Source organism: Kitasatospora sp. NPDC015120, from assembly GCF_043080305.1.
GTDB lineage: Bacteria > Actinomycetota > Actinomycetes > Streptomycetales > Streptomycetaceae > Kitasatospora.
In genome coordinates, this window is the sequence record NZ_JBIBVJ010000015.1 from 1 (window position 1) to 16,857 (window position 16,857).

A 16,857-nucleotide genomic window follows, 5' to 3' on the forward strand; every position below is an offset into this window, starting at 1 on the left:
GGTTACATTCCGAACCCGGAAGCTAAGCCTCACAGCGCCGATGGTACTGCAGGGGGGACCCTGTGGGAGAGTAGGACGCCGCCGAACAATCATTCCAAAAAGACCCCCTCCGGTTCAGGAGGGGGTCTTTTTGCGTTAACGTCTCCCCACCACATCGGAGCTCGGTGGAGAGGCGCGAACCGTTGCAGAACCTGACCCTGACCTGGCAGTCCGCAGGGGGCGCCGCGGTCGCTCTCCACGGTGGCTCCTACGCGGCCGCCCGGGTGCGGAGGGCGGGTCTCGCGGCGGTCCTGCGGGAGGCCGGCACCCTGCTCGCGCTGTTCGCGCTCTGGCAGCTGGTCGGCCGCCTCTCGCTGATGAGCACCGAACACGCGCTGGACCGGGCGCGCTGGATCCACCGGACGGAGCTGGCCTTCGGGCTGCCCGACGAGGCCTCCTGGCAGGCCGCGGTGACGCCGTACCCGGCTCTGGTGAAGCTGGCGAACTACTACTACGCGTCGATGCACTTCACGGTGATGATCGCGGTGCTGCTCTGGGTCTTCCTGAGACACCGCGAACGGTACGCATGGGTGCGGACGACGGTGGTCATCACGACGGCGGTCTGCCTGGCCGTGCAGTTCCTCCCGGTGGCGCCGCCCCGGATGCTGCCGGAGAACGGGTTCGTCGACGTCGCGGCGGAGTACGGGCAGTCGGTGTACGGCAATGCGGTCGGAGGGGTGGTGAAGGCCGCGCAGCTGTCGGCGATGCCGTCGGTGCACGTCGCGTGGTGCGTGCTGGTGGCGGTCGCGGTGGTGCGGGTGTCCGGGAGTCCGCTGCGCTGGCTGATCGTGCTGCACCCGGTGCTGACGATCACGGTCGTCGTGGTGACGGCCAACCACTTCTGGGCGGACGGCCTGGTCGCGGTGGCGATCCTGCTGCTGGCCTACGCGGCGCAGCGCGGTGCGGCCCGGTGGCGGGCCCGCCGGGCGGGGGAGGTCCGGCCGGCGCCGGAGCGGGAGGACCTCGCCGTCCGCGGCTGACGGCGGTGCGGGGGAGCGGCACGGCAGGACGGCGGGCCGGGCCCCGTGGGGGGAGGGTCCGGCCCGCCGGTGCACCCGCCGTTACCTGACCGGCAGGACCTCGCGGCCCCACGCGCTGTTGGTCAGCGCGGAGGTGGCCCAGTACCAGGCCGCCAGGCCGGAGGCGGCGGCGATCCAGCCGGCCGTCTTGGCGAGGCCGGCGGTGGTGCTGAACGTGGCGATCGCGGAGAGCACCAGGGAGAGCGTCAGCAGGCCGTAGACGACGCGGCTGAACAGGCCCGCGTTCCAGCCGGCCACGGTCAGGGTGAGGGCGAGCAGGGCCCACAGGAGCAGGAACAGGCCGGCCGCGTTCTTGCCGGCTCCGGAGGCGGTGGACCAGGTGGCCCAGAAGGCGCCGAGGCTGGTGAAGGCGGTGCCGGTGAAGCCCTCGCCGCCGCGGAACTGCCAGAGGCCCGCGATGAACAGGGTGAGGCCGCCGAGGAGGTGCGCGAGGTGGGCCGAGTTCCCGGCGGCGGTGCCGCTGAGGATGCCGGTGGAGAGCAGCCCGTAGGCGAGCAGGGTCAGGCCGAGCGCGAGGTAACCGAGGTTACCCGCGTCGGCGCCGGTCGAGCGGGCGTTCAGTGCCCCGGTAGCTTCGTTGCTCACCGGAGGCTCCTTTCACTCATGGGCGCGCGCAGGGCGCAGTGAACGCGGGTGAGTGTCGATGAGGTGAAGGCGCGTGACCGCTCCGGGCGCGCACGGCTGGAGCGTGCGGCGGCGGCGGTCCGAGTGCTGGGCCAGCGGGAGAGCCGCTGGTCACGTCCCCTCCGGGGGATTCCCCGGTGAGATCGGTCTACCCAGGGTGAGCGGGCTTGTACCCTTGTGAATCGCACATTTTGTGACGCTGTCAGACACGGTTCGGTCACGCTCCGACAGCCGGTGCGACAGGTGTCGCACCGTTGCGGTCAGGCGTTCCGCTGGGTCGGCACCCGCAGGGTGAGGATCGCCATGTCGTCGGAGGGCGGCTCCGGGGCGAAGCGCTCGACCGCGCGCTGGATGCGCAGGGCGACCGCCCCGGCGGTGAGGCCGGTGCAGCCGGTGAGCACCTCGGCGAGGCCGTCGTCGCCCAGCATCCGGCGGCCCTCGCGGCGTTCGGTGACGCCGTCGGTGACGCAGAGCAGGACCTCGCCGGGGTGGAGCACCAGCCGCTCGGCGGTGAGGTCGAGGTCGTCCATGACGCCGAGCAGCGGTTGCGGGGTGGCGGCCCGGTCGACCCGGCCGTCGGTGCGCAGGCGCAGGGGCAGCGGGTGGCCGGCGCAGACCAGCGAGAGTTCGGTGCTGCCGTCCGGACGGGGCGTCAGTTCGCCGTACAGCAGGGTGAGGAAGCGGCTGCGCGCCCCCTCGTCCAGGATGGCGGCGTTGAGCCGGCTGAGGACCTGCGGGGCGTCCAGGCCCTCGCGGGCGAGCAGCCGCAGGGAGTGCCGGGCGAGGCCGGTGACCGAGGCGGCCTCCGGGCCGGTGCCGCAGACGTCGCCGATGGCGAAGCCGTAGGTGCCCTCGCGGATCGGGAAGAGGTCGTAGAAGTCGCCGCCGACCTCGTTGCCCTCGCCGGCGGCCTGGTAGAAGACGTCCACCTCGACGCCCGGGATGTCGGGCAGCTCCGGGGGCAGCAGGCTGCGCTGGAGGGCCTGGCTGGTGGCGGTGCGCTCGGAGTAGAGGCGCGAGTTGTCGAGGGCGAGGGCGGCCCGGCGGGAGAGGTCCTCGGCGAGTTCCAGCACCTCCTGGCGGAACCGCACGCCGGCCGAGGTGCCGAGGGCGAGCAGGCCGATCACCCGGTTGCGGGCGGTCAGCGGCAGGACGACGGTCTCGCCGAGCAGACCGGTGAGGCCGGGTTCGTGGGCGAAGCCGCTGCCGCCGGCGGTCTCGGCGGGGGCGCTCCAGAAGCGGGCGCCGTGGGTGGGGCCGGCCTCCGGGGCGGGCGTCTTGTCGAGCAGGGCGCGCAGCGGGTCGATGCGGTCCTCGTCCTCGTGCAGGACGAAGGCGAGCGAAGCGGGGGCGCCGTGGTCGCCGTTGGTGTAGACGGCGCACCAGGAGGCGAGGATGGGGACGGCCATCTGCGCCATCAGGGCGAGCGTCTGCTCGTGTTCGAGGGTGCCGGCGAGCAGGTCGGAGGCCTCGACGAGGAAGGAGAGCGAGCCGCGGCGCAGCCGTTCGAGTTCGGCGAGCCGGGTGGACTCGACGGCCAGGGCGAGCCGGTCGGCGGCGAACTGGAGGCGCAGCGCGTCCTCGTTGTCGTAGCGGCCGGGGGTGCCGGTGGCGATGCCGAGCGAGCCGATCAGCCGGCCCTCGACCTTGAGCGGGACGGTGAGCAGGGAGCGCAGTCCGCTGTCGTCGAGGACGGGCAGCCCGGTCGGCCGGGCGGCGAGGTCCTCGTGGACGGAGGGGAGGCGGGGCGAGTCGTAGCGGTTGCCGGTGTCGACCGGGAAGCGGCTGTGCGGGCGCGGCGCGGCGGGCAGCCCGGCGCTGGCGCGCAGCTCGAACTCGGCCTCGTCGTCGGTGGTGAGCAGCAGGTAGGCGGCGTCGGCGTCGAGCAGGTCGCGGGCGCGTTCGACGGTGTGCTGGAGCAGGGTGTCGAGGTCCTCGCCGGTGCCCAGGCCGGCCAGCAGGTCGAACCGGCCGGCGGGTTCGCCGCGGTCGCCGGGCAGGGCGCGGGCGGGGGAGCGCAGGACGGTGCGGTCGTCGTCGAGGACGAGCAGACACAGTGTGCTCGGGGTGCCGGCGGTGTCGCGCAGGCGGACCTGGACGCCGTAGACGTCCACGGCGGTGCCGTCGGCGCGGCGCAGCGCGTAGCCGCCCTCCCAGCGGGCGAGCCGCAGCACGGCGGCGAGGCCGAGGCCGCCGTCGGCGTCCTGCGGCCAGACGGCGAGGTCGGCCCAGGGGCGGCCGAGCACGGTGTCGGCGGGGTGCTGGAAGAGGGCCTCGGCGTCGGGGTTCCAGGCGAGCACCCGGCCGTCGTCGTCGAGCTGGACGACGGCGACGCGCACCGGGCCGTGGCTGTGCGGCAGTTCGCCGCCGGGGGCGGCGGGCAGCGCGTAGCGGGTGCCGGCGGTGTGCGCGGGCAGGGCGAGCCGGAACCAGACGGTCTTGCGGCCGGAGCCGTACTCGACGCCCCAGCGTTCGGCGAGCGCGGCGCACATCAGCAGGCCGCGGCCGCCCTCGCCGTCGGCGTCGGCGTAGTGGTCGGACGCGGTGGCGGGGATGTCGGGGAAGCTGGGCAGACCGCGCTCGGGGTGGTGGTCGGTCACCTCGATCCGGACGGTGCCGTCCTCGCGCAGGCAGCAGACCTCGGCGGCGGTGCCGGCGTGCACGACCGCGTTGGTGACGAGCTCGCTGACCAGGACCACGGCGTCGTCGACGACCTCGGGCAGGCCCCAGCCCAGCAGCGCGTCCCGGACGAAGGAACGGGCGGCCCCGGCCGACCGGCCCACGGGTTCGAAGGTGGCGGCTGCGCGCGCGGTGACCACGTTGCCACGTCTCCTCTGCTCTGGCCCTGGCTGTCCGGGGTGCGGCGCCGAATCCCGGTGCGCGCCGGCGGTGTGGGCGGCGCCGCCGGGGCGGTTGTGGCCCGGTGCAGCGCTCCACCCTACTTTCCGCTTGGTTCCCCGTGGGGGCGGGGAGTCGAAACAGGCACCGGAGGGTGATTCTGCCCACCCGTTTCGGACCGGTCGGCACCAACCGAGTGCAACCGCGCTTGTACCGGGCGCGAGTGCTGCCAGACTGGGGGGTCCGCGATGTCCGGTCCGAGCAGTACCGTCGTCGCGGGTCCCGGCCGGCCCGACCGGCTGCCGGGACGGTAGCGCCAGGACGGTGCTGTGCGGCGGGCCCGGCGGGGCGCGCGGTGCGGGCGCCGGACAGTTCACGATCTGGGAGGGGCCCGTTGAGTTCGGCCACCAAGGACGCAACCGGTACGACGCCGCCCGCTCAGCGTGGCGGGCGCCCCGGGGCCGCGCCGCGGAGCGCGGCCGGCCGGCGTGTCAACCACAACCGCGGCGCCGAGCCGGCCGAGCTGCGCAAGCTGCTCGCCGCGCTGACGGCGATGCGGGACGGAAACTTCCGGCGCCGGCTGACGGTGCCCGGGGACGGTCCGCTGGCGGAGATCGCCGCGGTCTTCAACGAGGTCGCGGAGCGCAACCAGCACCTCACGGGGGAGCTGGCCCGGGTGCGGCGGGCGGTGGGCCGCGAGGGCCGGCTGAACGAGCGGCTGGAGACCGGCGCCGGCGAGGGCGCCTGGATGGCGGCCGTCGACAACTGCAACGCGCTGATCGACGACCTGGCGCGGCCGATGTCCGAGGTGGGCCGGGTGCTGACCTCGATCGCCGAGGGCGACCTGGACCAGAAGATGGAGCTGCGCTCGCTGCACAGCAACGGGGTGAGCCACCCGCTGCGCGGCGAGTACCTGAAGATCGGCCGGACCGTCAACGGGCTGGTGGACCAGCTGTCGGAGTTCACCGACGAGGTGACCCGGGTGGCCCGCGAGGTCGGCACCGAGGGCAAGCTGGGCGGCCAGGCGAAGGTCCGCAGCGTCTCCGGCAGCTGGAAGGACCTCGCGGACTCGGTCAACACCATGGCCGGCCGGCTGACCGCCCAGGTGCGCAACATCGCGCAGGTGACCACCGCGGTGGCCAAGGGCGACCTGTCGCGCAAGGTGACGGTCGAGGTGGCCGGCGAGATGCTGGAGCTGAAGAACACCGTCAACACGATGGTGGACCAGCTGAACGGCTTCGCGGCGCAGGTGACCCGGGTGGCCCGGGACGTCGGCACCGAGGGCCGGCTGGGCGGTCAGGCGCAGGTGCCGGGCGTCGCCGGGGTGTGGCGCGACCTCACCGATTCGGTGAACTTCATGGCGGACAACCTGACGGGCCAGGTCCGCAGCATCGCGCAGGTGACCACGGCGGTGGCGCGCGGCGACCTCTCGCAGAAGATCGAGGTGGACGCGCGCGGGGAGATCCTGGAGCTGAAGAACACCATCAACACGATGGTCGACCAGCTCTCGGGCTTCGCCGAACAGGTGACCAGGGTGGCCCGTCAGGTGGGCACCGAGGGCCGGCTCGGCGGCCAGGCGCAGGTGCCCTGGGCGGCCGGCGTCTGGCGGGACCTCACCGACAACGTCAACTTCATGGCGAACAACCTCACCGACCAGGTGCGCAACATCGCCCAGGTGACCACCGCCGTCGCGCGGGGCGACCTCTCGCAGAAGATCCAGGTCGACGCGCGCGGGGAGATCCTGGAGCTGAAGAACACCATCAACACGATGGTCGACCAGCTGGGCGCCTTCGCGGACGAGGTGACCCGGGTGGCCCGGGACGTCGGCACCGAGGGCATCCTCGGCGGTCAGGCGAGCGTGCCGGGGGTGTCCGGCACCTGGAAGGACCTGACCAACAGCGTCAACCTGATGGCCAACAACCTGACCAGCCAGGTCCGCAACATCGCCGAGGTGACCACGGCGGTGGCCCGCGGTGACGTCTCGAAGAAGATCACCGTCGACGCCCGGGGCGAGATCCTCGAACTGGTCACCACCGTGAACACCATGGTGGACCAGCTGTCGGCGTTCGCCGACGAGGTCACCCGGGTGGCGCGCGAGGTGGGCACCGAGGGGAACCTCGGCGGCCAGGCCCGGGTGCGCGGGGTGTCGGGCATCTGGAAGGACCTGACCGACAACGTCAACTTCATGGCGTCCAACCTGACCAGCCAGGTGCGGAACATCGCCGAGGTGGCGGCCGCGGTGGCCTCCGGCGACCTCTCCAAGAAGATCAGCATCGAGGCCCGGGGCGAGGTCGCCGCCCTGGCCGGGACGCTCAACACCATGGTCGACCAGCTGTCGGCCTTCGCGGTCGAGGTCACCAGGGTGGCCCGCGAGGTGGGCACCGACGGAACCCTGGGCGGCCAGGCGAGCGTGCCGGGCGTGGCCGGGATCTGGAAGGACCTGACCGACAACGTCAACCTGATGGCCAACAACCTCACCGGTCAGGTGCGGAACATCGCGCTGGTGATCACGGCGGTGGCCCGCGGCGACCTGTCGCAGAAGATCGACGTCGACGCGCGCGGCGAGTTCCTGGAGCTCAAGACCAGCATCAACACGATGGTGGACCAGCTGTCGGCGTTCGCCGACGAGGTCACCCGGGTCGCCCGCGAGGTGGGCACCGACGGCCGCCTCGGCGGCCAGGCGCGGGTGCCGGGCGTGGACGGCACCTGGCAGGACCTCACCGAGTCCGTCAACGAGCTGGCCAACAACCTCACCCGGCAGGTGCGCGCGATCGCGCAGGTCGCCACCGCCGTGACCAGGGGCGACCTGTCGCTGCGGATCGACGTGGACGCCGCCGGCGAGCTCGACGAGCTCAAGGACAACATCAACCAGATGATCGCCAACCTGCGCGAGACCACCCGCACCAACCAGGAGCAGGACTGGCTGAAGACCAACCTGGCCCGGATCTCCGGCCTGCTGCAGGGCCGGCGCGACCTGGAGGCGGTGGCCTCGCTGATCATGACCGAGCTCACCCCGGTGGTCTCGGCGCAGCACGGCGCCTTCTTCCTCGCCCAGCCGGCCGGCCGCACCGCCGAGCTGATCACCGAGGACGACGACGAGAACGACACCGTGCTGCGGCTGATCGGCAGCTACGGCTACCAGCGGCGGGCGATGCCGACCACCTTCCGGCCCGGCGAGTCGCTGATCGGCCAGGCGGCGGTGGAGAAGCGGGCGATCATCCTCAAGGAGGCGCCGCCCGGGTACCTGAAGATCGCCTCCGGCCTGGGCGAGGCCTCCCCGGCCCACATCGTGGTGCTGCCGGTGCTGTTCGAGGGCCGGCTGCTGGGCGTGATCGAGCTGGCCACCTTCAGCTCCTTCACCACCGTCGCGCTGGACTTCCTCAACCAGATCGCCGACCTCATCGGCGTCACCGTCAACACCATCAGCGTCAACACCAAGACCGAGGGCCTGCTGCTGGAGTCCCAGCGGCTGACCGCCGAACTCTCGATGCGCTCGGCCGAACTGGAGGCGCGCCAGGAGGAGCTGGAGCGCACCAACGAGGAGCTGCAGGAGAAGGCCGAGCAGCTCGCCCAGCAGAACCGGGACATCGAGATCAAGAACAGCGAGATCGAGGAGGCCCGGCAGGTCCTGGAGGAGCGCGCCGAGCAGCTCGCGCTGGCCTCCCGGTACAAGAGCGAGTTCCTGGCCAACATGTCGCACGAGCTGCGCACCCCGCTGAACTCGCTGCTGATCCTGGCCAAGCTGCTGTCCGACAACAACGAGGGCAACCTCTCGCCCAAGCAGGTCGAGTTCGCCGACACCATCCACGGCGCCGGGTCCGACCTGCTCCAGCTGATCAACGACATCCTCGACCTGTCCAAGGTCGAGGCGGGCAAGATGGACGTCCGTCCGGCCCGGATCGCCCTGGTCCAGCTGGTCGACTACGTCGAGGCGACCTTCCAGCCGGTCGCGCTGGACAAGAACCTGGAGTTCGGGGTGCGGGTCTCGCCGGCCCTGCCGGTCACCCTGCACACCGACGAGCAGCGGCTCCAGCAGGTGCTGCGCAACCTCATCTCCAACGCGGTGAAGTTCACCGACACCGGCGCCGTCGACTTCTCGATCGCCCCGGCCGGCCGGGACACGCCGCAGCACGTGCGCGAGCAGCTGCTGGAGGCGGGCGCGATCAAGGGCCCGGACGACCCGCTGATCGCCTTCACGGTCTCCGACACCGGCATCGGGATCCCCGGCAACAAGCTGCGGGAGATCTTCGAGCCGTTCCGGCAGGCCGACGGCACCACCAGCCGCAAGTACGGCGGCACCGGCCTCGGGCTGTCGATCAGCCGGGAGATCGCCCGGCTGCTCGGCGGCGAGATCCACGCCGAGAGCGAGCTGGGCAGGGGCTCGACCTTCACCCTGTACCTGCCGCTGCGCGCCGAGGCGCCGGACGCCGCGGGGCAGCCGGGGGCGAACCCGGGCGCGCTGCGCGCCTCGGTCGGGGTGACTCCGGTCGGGACGCCGGTGCCGGTGGGCGAGAGCCCGGCCGACCACTGGGCCCAGGAGGTGCGCGAGCTGGTGGAGGTGCGCCGCCGGGGCGCCGTCGAGCGCCGCCGCCAGGAGGGCGCGGACGCGGCGCGGCCGGACACCCGCCCGGCCGGCGGCCGCGGTGGCGCCGGCGCGCCCGCCGAGGGGCGCGGGGGCGCGGGACGGACGGCGCAGGGGCGGACGCCCGAAGCGGCCCCGGCCCGTCCGTCCGGCCGCACGGACACCCGCTTCGACGGCGAGCAGGTGCTGATCGTCGACGACGACGTGCGCAACGTGTTCGCCCTCACCAGCGTGCTGGAGCAGCACGGCCTGACCGTGCTGTACGCGGAGAACGGCCGCGAGGGCATCGAGATGCTGGAGCAGCACGAGAACGTCGCGCTGGTCCTGATGGACATCATGATGCCGGAGATGGACGGCTACGCGACCACCGAGGCGATCCGCCGGATGCCCCAGTTCGCCGGGCTGCCGATCATCGCGCTGACCGCCAAGGCGATGAAGGGCGACAAGGAGAAGTCCCTGGCGGCCGGGGCCACCGACCACATCACCAAGCCGGTGGAGACCGACCACCTGCTGTCGGTGATGCACGAACGGCTCACCCCCCGGAAGTCCTGAGGGCCCCCGGACGGTGCCCACCGCTCCCCGGACCCGCCCGGGTCGGAACCGATCGGATGACGGGGGCGTGAATCCCGGAGTACGCTCCGGGATTCACGCCGGTGGGGCGGGCGGTTTGCTGGCGGGGAGGGCCGGGAACCGGGTAGGGTCACCGATCGTTGCGAACAGTGACCGAGTGGCGACTCGCTGGTGAGCGTGCGCCGGTGCACTGACTGCGCGCCGCTCCGGATCCGGACGCGACGGAGCGATGTGCCGGGCGAGGGGGTGCGGCTAGCATGACCGGGGTAGTGGTGGGCAGTACGCGGGTGCCTTCCCCAGGTAGGCAGGCGACAGGAGGGCGCGTCGTGATGCAGAAGGCGAAGATCCTCCTGGTCGACGACCGGCCGGAGAACCTGCTGGCGCTGGAGGCGATCCTCTCGGCGCTGGACCAGACCCTGGTCCGGGCGGCGTCCGGCGAGGAGGCGCTCAAGGCGCTGCTCACCGACGACTTCGCGGTGATCCTGCTGGACGTCCAGATGCCCGGGATGGACGGCTTCGAGACCGCCGCCCACATCAAGCGCCGCGAGCGCACCCGGGACATCCCGATCATCTTCCTGACCGCGATCAACCACGGTCCGCACCACACCTTCCGCGGCTACGCGGCCGGCGCGGTGGACTACATCTCCAAGCCGTTCGACCCCTGGGTGCTGCGCGCCAAGGTCTCCGTCTTCGTCGACCTCTACATGAAGAACTGCCAGCTGAAGGAGCAGGCCGCGCTGCTGCGGCTGCAGCTGGAGGCGAGCGGCAACGAGCCGGCCATCGGCGGCGCGCTGCTCGGCGAGCTGTCGGCCCGGCTGGCGGCGGTCGAGGAGCAGGCGGAGTCGCTGACCAAGCAGCTGGACGGCACCGAGGACGGCGGGGCGGCGGCCACCGCGGCGCACCTGGAGCGCAAGCTCGCCGGTCTGCGGCGCGCGCTGGACGCGCTGCGCCCCGGCACGGACTGAGCGCGGTCCGGGTTCGCCCGTCCGGGTGAACCCGGACGGGGTGACGGTGTGTCGGCGACACGCTCCGGGCCCCGGTCGCACGACGTGGGCACAGCTCGTGCGCCCCGGTAGGCTGCTGACCCATGGCCACACGTACGCCCGGAAGCGCGGCACGCAATTCGAGTCCGGGACCGTCCAAGAAGGCCGCGGCGAAGGCTCCGGCCAAGCCGCCCGCCAAGAAGGCGGCCGCGAAGAAGGCCGCCCCGGCGAAGAAGACGGCGGCCGGGAAGGCCGCCGCACCGCCTCCCGCTCCCCGGCCGATACTCCTGCGCGCCGTGCGGGCCGTCTGGCTCGGCGCGGCGCACACGATCGGCGCGGTGTTCCGGGGCTTCGGCGACGGCGCGAAGAACCTGGACCCGGCGCACCGCAAGGACGGCCTCGGCCTGCTGCTGCTCGCGCTGGCCCTGGTCACCGCCGCCGGCACCTGGTTCAGCCCGCAGGGCTGGCTGGGCGAGGCGGCCACCAACGTGGTCTCCGGCCTGTTCGGCCGCCTCGACGTCCTGGTGCCGTTCCTGCTGGCCGCCGTCGCGGTCCGGCTGATGCGCCACCCGGAGCTGCCGGAGGCCAACGGCCGGATCATGATCGGCCTGACCACCCTGCTGGTCGGCGTGCTCGGCCTGGTCCACATCGGCTGCGGCGCGCCCGTGATGGGCAGCGGCGCGACCCGGATCAGGACGGCCGGGGGGATCATCGGCTGGGCCGCGTCCACCCCGATGATGGCCGCCGCCGGGCCGGCCCTCGCGGTGCCGCTGCTCCTGCTGCTGGCCTTCTTCGGCCTGCTGGTCACCACCGCCACCCCGGTCAACCGGATCCCCGAGCGGATGCGCGCGGCCGGTGTCCGGCTGGGCGTGGTCGAACCCGGACCGCAGGACCTCGCCGGGGGGCGTGCGCCGGAGCGCGAACTCTCCAACGAACCCCCCGAGGACGCCGACCCCTCCGCGCTGCCGTTCACCGTGGACACGGACGGTGACGACCCCTCGGACGAGGTGGCGGCCCGTCGGCGCCGCCGCCGGCGCAAGCAGCCCGACGAGGCGCCCGCGGACGAGCCGGACATGTTCGCCAAGGAGCCGTTGGACCCGTACACCACCCGCAACCTGGCCGCCGGCGCCGCCGCCGACCTGGACGGCGCGCTGGTCTACGGCGTGCCCGCCTCCTCGGCGGTGGCGGACATGATGCACCAGGTGCAGGACCGCACCGCCCCGCCGGAGGAGCCCGCCGTCCCGGCCGCCCGCGCCGGCGGGGCCGGCGCCGCGGCGCCCGAGGAGCACGGCCCCGCGCCGGTCCGGATGGAGCAGCTCCAGCTCGCGGAGGGCCTCACCTACGCCCTGCCCTCGCTCGACCTGCTGGAGCGCGGCGGCCCCGCCAAGGCCCGCAGCGCCCTCAACGACGAGGTGGTGGCCCAGCTCACCGGCACCTTCTCCGAGTTCAAGGTGGACGCCCGGGTGACCGGCTTCACCCGCGGCCCGACGGTCACCCGCTACGAGGTCGAGCTCGGCCCCGCGGTCAAGGTCGAGCGGATCACCGCGCTCGCCAAGAACATCGCCTACGCGGTGGCCAGCCCGGACGTGCGGATCATCAGCCCGATCCCGGGGAAGTCCGCGGTCGGCATCGAGATCCCCAACCGGGACCGCGAGATGGTCAACCTCGGCGACCTGCTGCGCTCGCGCACCGCCGCCGAGGACACCCACCCGATGGTCGTCGGCATGGGCAAGGACGTCGAGGGCCACACCGTGATGGCCAACCTCGCCAAGATGCCGCACATCCTGGTGGCCGGCGCGACCGGCGCCGGCAAGTCGTCCTGCATCAACTGCCTGATCACCTCGATCCTCGCCCGGGCCACCCCGGACGAGGTGCGGATGGTGCTGGTCGACCCCAAGCGGGTCGAGCTGACCGCGTACGAGGGCATCCCGCACCTCATCACGCCGATCATCACCAACCCGAAGAAGGCCGCCGAGGCCCTCCAGTGGGTGGTCCGCGAGATGGACATGCGCTACGACGACCTCGCCGCGTTCGGCTTCCGGCACGTGGACGACTTCAACGCGGCGGTCCGGGCCGGCACCGTCACCCCGCCGCTCGGCAGCGAGCGCGAGCTGACGCCGTACCCGTACCTGCTGGTGATCGTCGACGAGCTGGCCGACCTCATGATGGTCGCCCCGCGCGACGTCGAGGACTCGGTGGTCCGGATCACCCAGCTCGCCCGCGCGGCCGGCATCCACCTGGTGCTGGCCACCCAGCGGCCCTCGGTCGACGTGGTCACCGGTCTGATCAAGGCCAACGTGCCCTCCCGGCTCGCCTTCGCCACCTCGGCGATGGCCGACTCCCGGGTCATCCTGGACCAGCCCGGCGCCGAGAAGCTGATCGGCAAGGGCGACGCGCTGTTCCTGCCGATGGGCGCCAGCAAGCCGATCCGCATGCAGGGCGCATTCGTCACCGAGGCCGAGATCGCCGCCGTGGTGAAGCACTGCAAGGACCAGCTGTCCGCCGTCTACCGGGACGACGTGATGGTCGGCGGCGGGCCGAAGAAGGAGATCGACGAGGAGATCGGCGACGACCTGGAGCTGCTGATCCAGGCGGCCGAGCTGGTCGTCTCCACCCAGTTCGGCTCCACCTCGATGCTCCAGCGCAAGCTGCGGGTGGGCTTCGCCAAGGCCGGGCGGCTGATGGACCTCATGGAGTCGCGCGGCATCGTCGGCCCGAGCGAGGGCTCCAAGGCCCGCGACGTCCTGGTGAAGCCGGACGAGCTGGACGGGGTGATCGTCTCCATCCGCGGCTGAGGCGGCCGTGGCCGTTGACGGGTGTTCACCCGCCCGGAGGGGGGTAGGCGGCCGGGCAGGGAACCGATCGGGTGCGCACCGCGTCCCATGAGCGACACCGGACGCGCGGGCGGCGGTGCGGGGGCCCCGGGGACGGCGGCCCGCCGCACTGACGGGCGGTCAGTGCACGCCCGGCCCCGGCCCGGGGCGGCCGAGCGCATTCGGGCCTGTTCCGCTTGAGAAACGATCCGCCCGCGCCCCTAGACTGTTCCCCAGCAGGTGGCCCACCGCTCGAAAGGCGTGCACCGTGACCATCGGCAAGTCCCCCGACCGCGAGAACGCCCCGACCTCCGCCCCGGCCTCGGCCCCGCCCGCCGGCGCCGCGGAACCGGCGGCCGATGCCCCGAGCATCGGCCGGGTGCTGTCCGCCGCCCGGATCGCGGCCGGACTCACGGTGGATCAGGTGAGCAGTGCCACCCGGGTCCGGGTGCCGATCGTGCACTCCATCGAGGAGGACGACTTCGGCCGGTGCGGGGGCGACTTCTACGCCCGTGGCCACATCCGCGCGATCGCCCAGCTGGTCGGCGTCGACGGCGAGGCGCTGGTGGCCCGCTACGACGCCGCGCACGGCGGCTCGCCGGCCTCCAAGCGGCCCACCGAGCTGATCGAGAGCGGCCCGATCAAGGTCCCCGGCCGGGGCCGGCCGAACTGGACGGTGGCGATGGTCGCCGCGATCGTCGCGGTGGTCGGGATCATCGGCTTCAACCTCGTGAACGGCACGACCGGGACCGGCACCACCGGCTCGGCCAGCGCCCCGCTGCCCTCCGGCTCCGGCACCGGCTCGGTCGCCCCGGCGGCCCCCGCCACCCCGGCCGTGCAGCCGCCCGCCCCGGCGCCCAGCGCCCCGGCGATCGCCGCCGCCCCGGCCGACAAGGTGACCGTGAAGCTGGTCGCCGAGAAGGACACCAGCTGGGTCTCGGCGGTGGACGGCAACGGGAAGTCGCTGTTCCAGAACAACATCGAGGAAGGCCAGGACCAGACCTTCACCGACCCGAAGCAGATCAAGCTGGTGATCGGCAACGCGGGCGCCGTGCACGTGTACGTCAACGGCAAGGACCTCGGCCCGGCGGGCAAGAACGGCCAGGTGGTGCACGTCACGTACACCCCCGGCGACCCGCAGGCGGGCTGATCGGCGGGGCCGGCCGCCCCCGGGCGGAACCGGCCGGAGGGCGCGCACGGCCTCCGGGGCGAACGGCTCCGGCGGGCGCGCGTTAATCTTGGCCCTATGCCTGAACGCCGTACTGTCGCCCTTGTCACGCTCGGATGCGCCCGCAACGAGGTGGACTCCGAGGAACTCGCCGGGCGACTGGAAGCCGACGGCTGGTTGCTCGTGGACGACGCCGCCGACGCCGACGTCGCCGTCGTCAACACCTGCGGCTTCGTCGAGGCCGCCAAGAAGGACTCCGTCGACGCCCTGCTGGAGGCCAACGACCTCAAGGACCACGGCCGCACCCAGGCCGTGGTCGCGGTCGGCTGCATGGCCGAGCGCTACGGCAAGGAGCTCGCCGACGCGCTGCCCGAGGCCGACGGCGTGCTCGGCTTCGACGACTACGCCGACATCTCCGACCGCCTGCAGACCATCCTGTCCGGCGGCCACCACGCCCCGCACATCCCGCGCGACCGCCGCAAGCTGCTGCCGCTGAGCCCCGTCGAGCGCCAGGCCGCCGCCGGCGAGGTCGCGCTGCCCGGCCACGGCGCCCCCGAGGACCTGCCGGAGGGCCTCGCGCCCGCCTCCGGGCCGCGCACCCTGCGCAAGCGCCTGGACGACAGCCCGGTCGCCTCGGTCAAGCTCGCCTCCGGCTGCGACCGGCGCTGCTCGTTCTGCGCCATCCCGGCCTTCCGCGGCTCGTTCATCTCCCGCCGCCCCTCCGACGTGCTGCAGGAGGCCCAGTGGCTGGCCGGGCAGGGCGTCCGCGAGGTCGTCCTGGTCAGCGAGAACAACACCTCGTACGGCAAGGACCTCGGCGACATCCGGCTGCTGGAGACCCTGCTCGGCGAGATCGCCGGGATCGACGGCGTCGAGCGGGTCCGGGTCTCCTACCTGCAGCCCGCCGAGATGCGCCCCGGACTGATCGACGCGATGACCGGCACCGAGGGCGTGCTGCCCTACTTCGACCTGTCGTTCCAGCACTCCGCGCCGGCCGTGCTGCGCCGGATGCGCCGCTTCGGCTCCACCGACCAGTTCCTGGAGCTGCTGAAGACCATCCGCGACAAGGCCCCGCAGGCCGGCGCCCGGTCCAACTTCATCGTCGGCTTCCCCGGCGAGACCGAGGAGGACTTCGCCGAACTGGAGCGGTTCGTCACCCACGCCGGGCTGGACGCGATCGGCGTCTTCGGCTACTCCGACGAGGAGGGCACCGAGGCCGCCACCTACGGCGACAAGCTGCCCGAGGACGTGGTCGCCGACCGGCTGGCCCGGCTCAGCAGGCTCGCCGAGGAGATGACCGCCCAGCGGGCCGAGCAGCGGATCGGCACCGAGGTCGAGGTGCTGGTCGAGTCGGTCGACGGCGACGTCGTCGAGGGCCGGGCCGCCCACCAGGCGCCCGAGACGGACGGCCTCACCACGCTCACCGGCGTCGAGGACGCCGAGGTCGGGCGGTTCTACCGGGCCAAGGTCGTCGCCAGCGAGGGCGTCGACCTCGTCGCCGAGGCGCTGGAGCAGGTGCGGGTCCGCCGGGCACCGGGAGCCGGCGAATGACCCAGGGGCCCGGCGCCCCGACCGCGGCCCACCCGGGCAGACCGGCGGCCGCGGTGCCCCCGGCGCCGGGGATCTGGAACATCGCCAACGTGCTGACCATGGTCCGGCTGCTGCTGGTCCCGGTCTTCGTCGGCCTGCTCTTCGCCGAGGGCGGCCACGACCCCAAGTGGCGCTCGGTGGCCTGGGCCTCCTTCGCGATCGCGATGATCACCGACCTGTTCGACGGCGAGCTGGCCCGGCGCAAGGGCCTGGTCACCGACTTCGGCAAGATCGCCGACCCGATCGCCGACAAGGCGATCATGGGCGCGGCGCTGATCGGCCTCTCGGTGCTGGGCGACCTGCCGTGGTGGATCACCGTGGTGATCCTGGCCCGCGAGCTCGGCATCACGCTGATGCGGTTCTGGGTGATCCGCTTCGGCGTGATCCCGGCGAGCCGGGGCGGCAAGCTCAAGACGCTCACCCAGGGCATCGCCGTCGGCATGTACGTCCTGGAGCTGACCGGCTGGCTGGCCACCGCCCGGGCCGTGCTGATGGGCGTCGCGGTGGTGCTGACCATCGGCACCGCGCTGGACTACGTGGGCCAGGCGCTGCGCCTGCGCCGGGAGGGGCTGGCCGCGCAACGCCCGCAGGGGTGAAACCGCGCGGATGC

General features: G+C 73.0%; 9 protein-coding genes and 1 rRNA gene. 8 read left to right on the top strand and 2 right to left on the bottom strand.

The window, feature by feature from the left end:
* Both rrf and ACF1AK_RS27240 read left to right on the top strand, forming a co-directional pair.
* A 5S ribosomal RNA gene (gene rrf / locus ACF1AK_RS27235) occupies positions 1–87 on the top strand; the annotation flags it as partial.
* Positions 88–182: 95 nt separating this feature from the next.
* Complete coding sequence (locus ACF1AK_RS27240) at positions 183–1,019, top strand: phosphatase PAP2 family protein (protein WP_391501463.1); 837 nt, start codon at positions 183–185, stop codon at positions 1,017–1,019.
* An 81-nt stretch (positions 1,020–1,100) separates the two neighbouring features.
* On the opposite strand, the gene ACF1AK_RS27245 is transcribed toward ACF1AK_RS27240, so the two are convergent.
* Together ACF1AK_RS27245 and ACF1AK_RS27250 are read right to left on the bottom strand one after the other, a co-directional pair.
* Complete coding sequence (locus tag ACF1AK_RS27245) at positions 1,101–1,664, bottom strand: acetate uptake transporter (protein ID WP_391501464.1); 564 nt, start codon at positions 1,662–1,664, stop codon at positions 1,101–1,103.
* Positions 1,665–1,963: 299 nt separating this feature from the next.
* A complete protein-coding gene (locus ACF1AK_RS27250; RefSeq protein ID WP_391501465.1) occupies positions 1,964–4,522 on the bottom strand; it encodes a SpoIIE family protein phosphatase in 2,559 nt (852 codons plus the stop codon).
* Positions 4,523–5,064: 542 nt separating this feature from the next.
* Between ACF1AK_RS27250 and ACF1AK_RS27255 the strand changes: the two genes are divergently transcribed.
* From ACF1AK_RS27255 to pgsA, 6 genes are all read left to right on the top strand, one after another.
* Positions 5,065–9,675 carry a HAMP domain-containing protein gene (locus ACF1AK_RS27255; protein ID WP_391501559.1) on the top strand — a complete coding sequence of 1,537 codons (4,611 nt, stop codon included), beginning with the start codon at positions 5,065–5,067 and terminating at the stop codon, positions 9,673–9,675.
* Between the two features lie 344 nt (positions 9,676–10,019).
* Entirely contained in the window at positions 10,020–10,658 is a 639-nt protein-coding gene (locus ACF1AK_RS27260; RefSeq protein WP_380288360.1) for a response regulator, read from the top strand.
* A gap of 122 nt (positions 10,659–10,780) precedes the next feature.
* On the top strand, positions 10,781–13,471 hold the full coding sequence (locus ACF1AK_RS27265) for a DNA translocase FtsK (protein WP_391501466.1): 2,691 nt from the start codon (positions 10,781–10,783) through the stop codon (positions 13,469–13,471).
* Positions 13,472–13,757: 286 nt separating this feature from the next.
* Positions 13,758–14,639 (top strand): helix-turn-helix domain-containing protein, encoded by an 882-nt coding sequence (locus ACF1AK_RS27270; RefSeq protein ID WP_391501467.1) that lies wholly within the window; start codon positions 13,758–13,760, stop codon positions 14,637–14,639.
* A 96-nt stretch (positions 14,640–14,735) separates the two neighbouring features.
* Positions 14,736–16,208 carry a 30S ribosomal protein S12 methylthiotransferase RimO gene (gene rimO / locus ACF1AK_RS27275; RefSeq protein WP_391501468.1) on the top strand — a complete coding sequence of 491 codons (1,473 nt, stop codon included), beginning with the start codon at positions 14,736–14,738 and terminating at the stop codon, positions 16,206–16,208.
* Positions 16,205–16,843, top strand: coding sequence for a CDP-diacylglycerol--glycerol-3-phosphate 3-phosphatidyltransferase (pgsA, locus tag ACF1AK_RS27280; RefSeq protein ID WP_391501469.1), 639 nt, complete (start codon positions 16,205–16,207; stop codon positions 16,841–16,843). Before rimO ends, pgsA begins: the two co-directional genes overlap by 4 nt.
* Positions 16,844–16,857 lie beyond the last annotated feature (14 nt).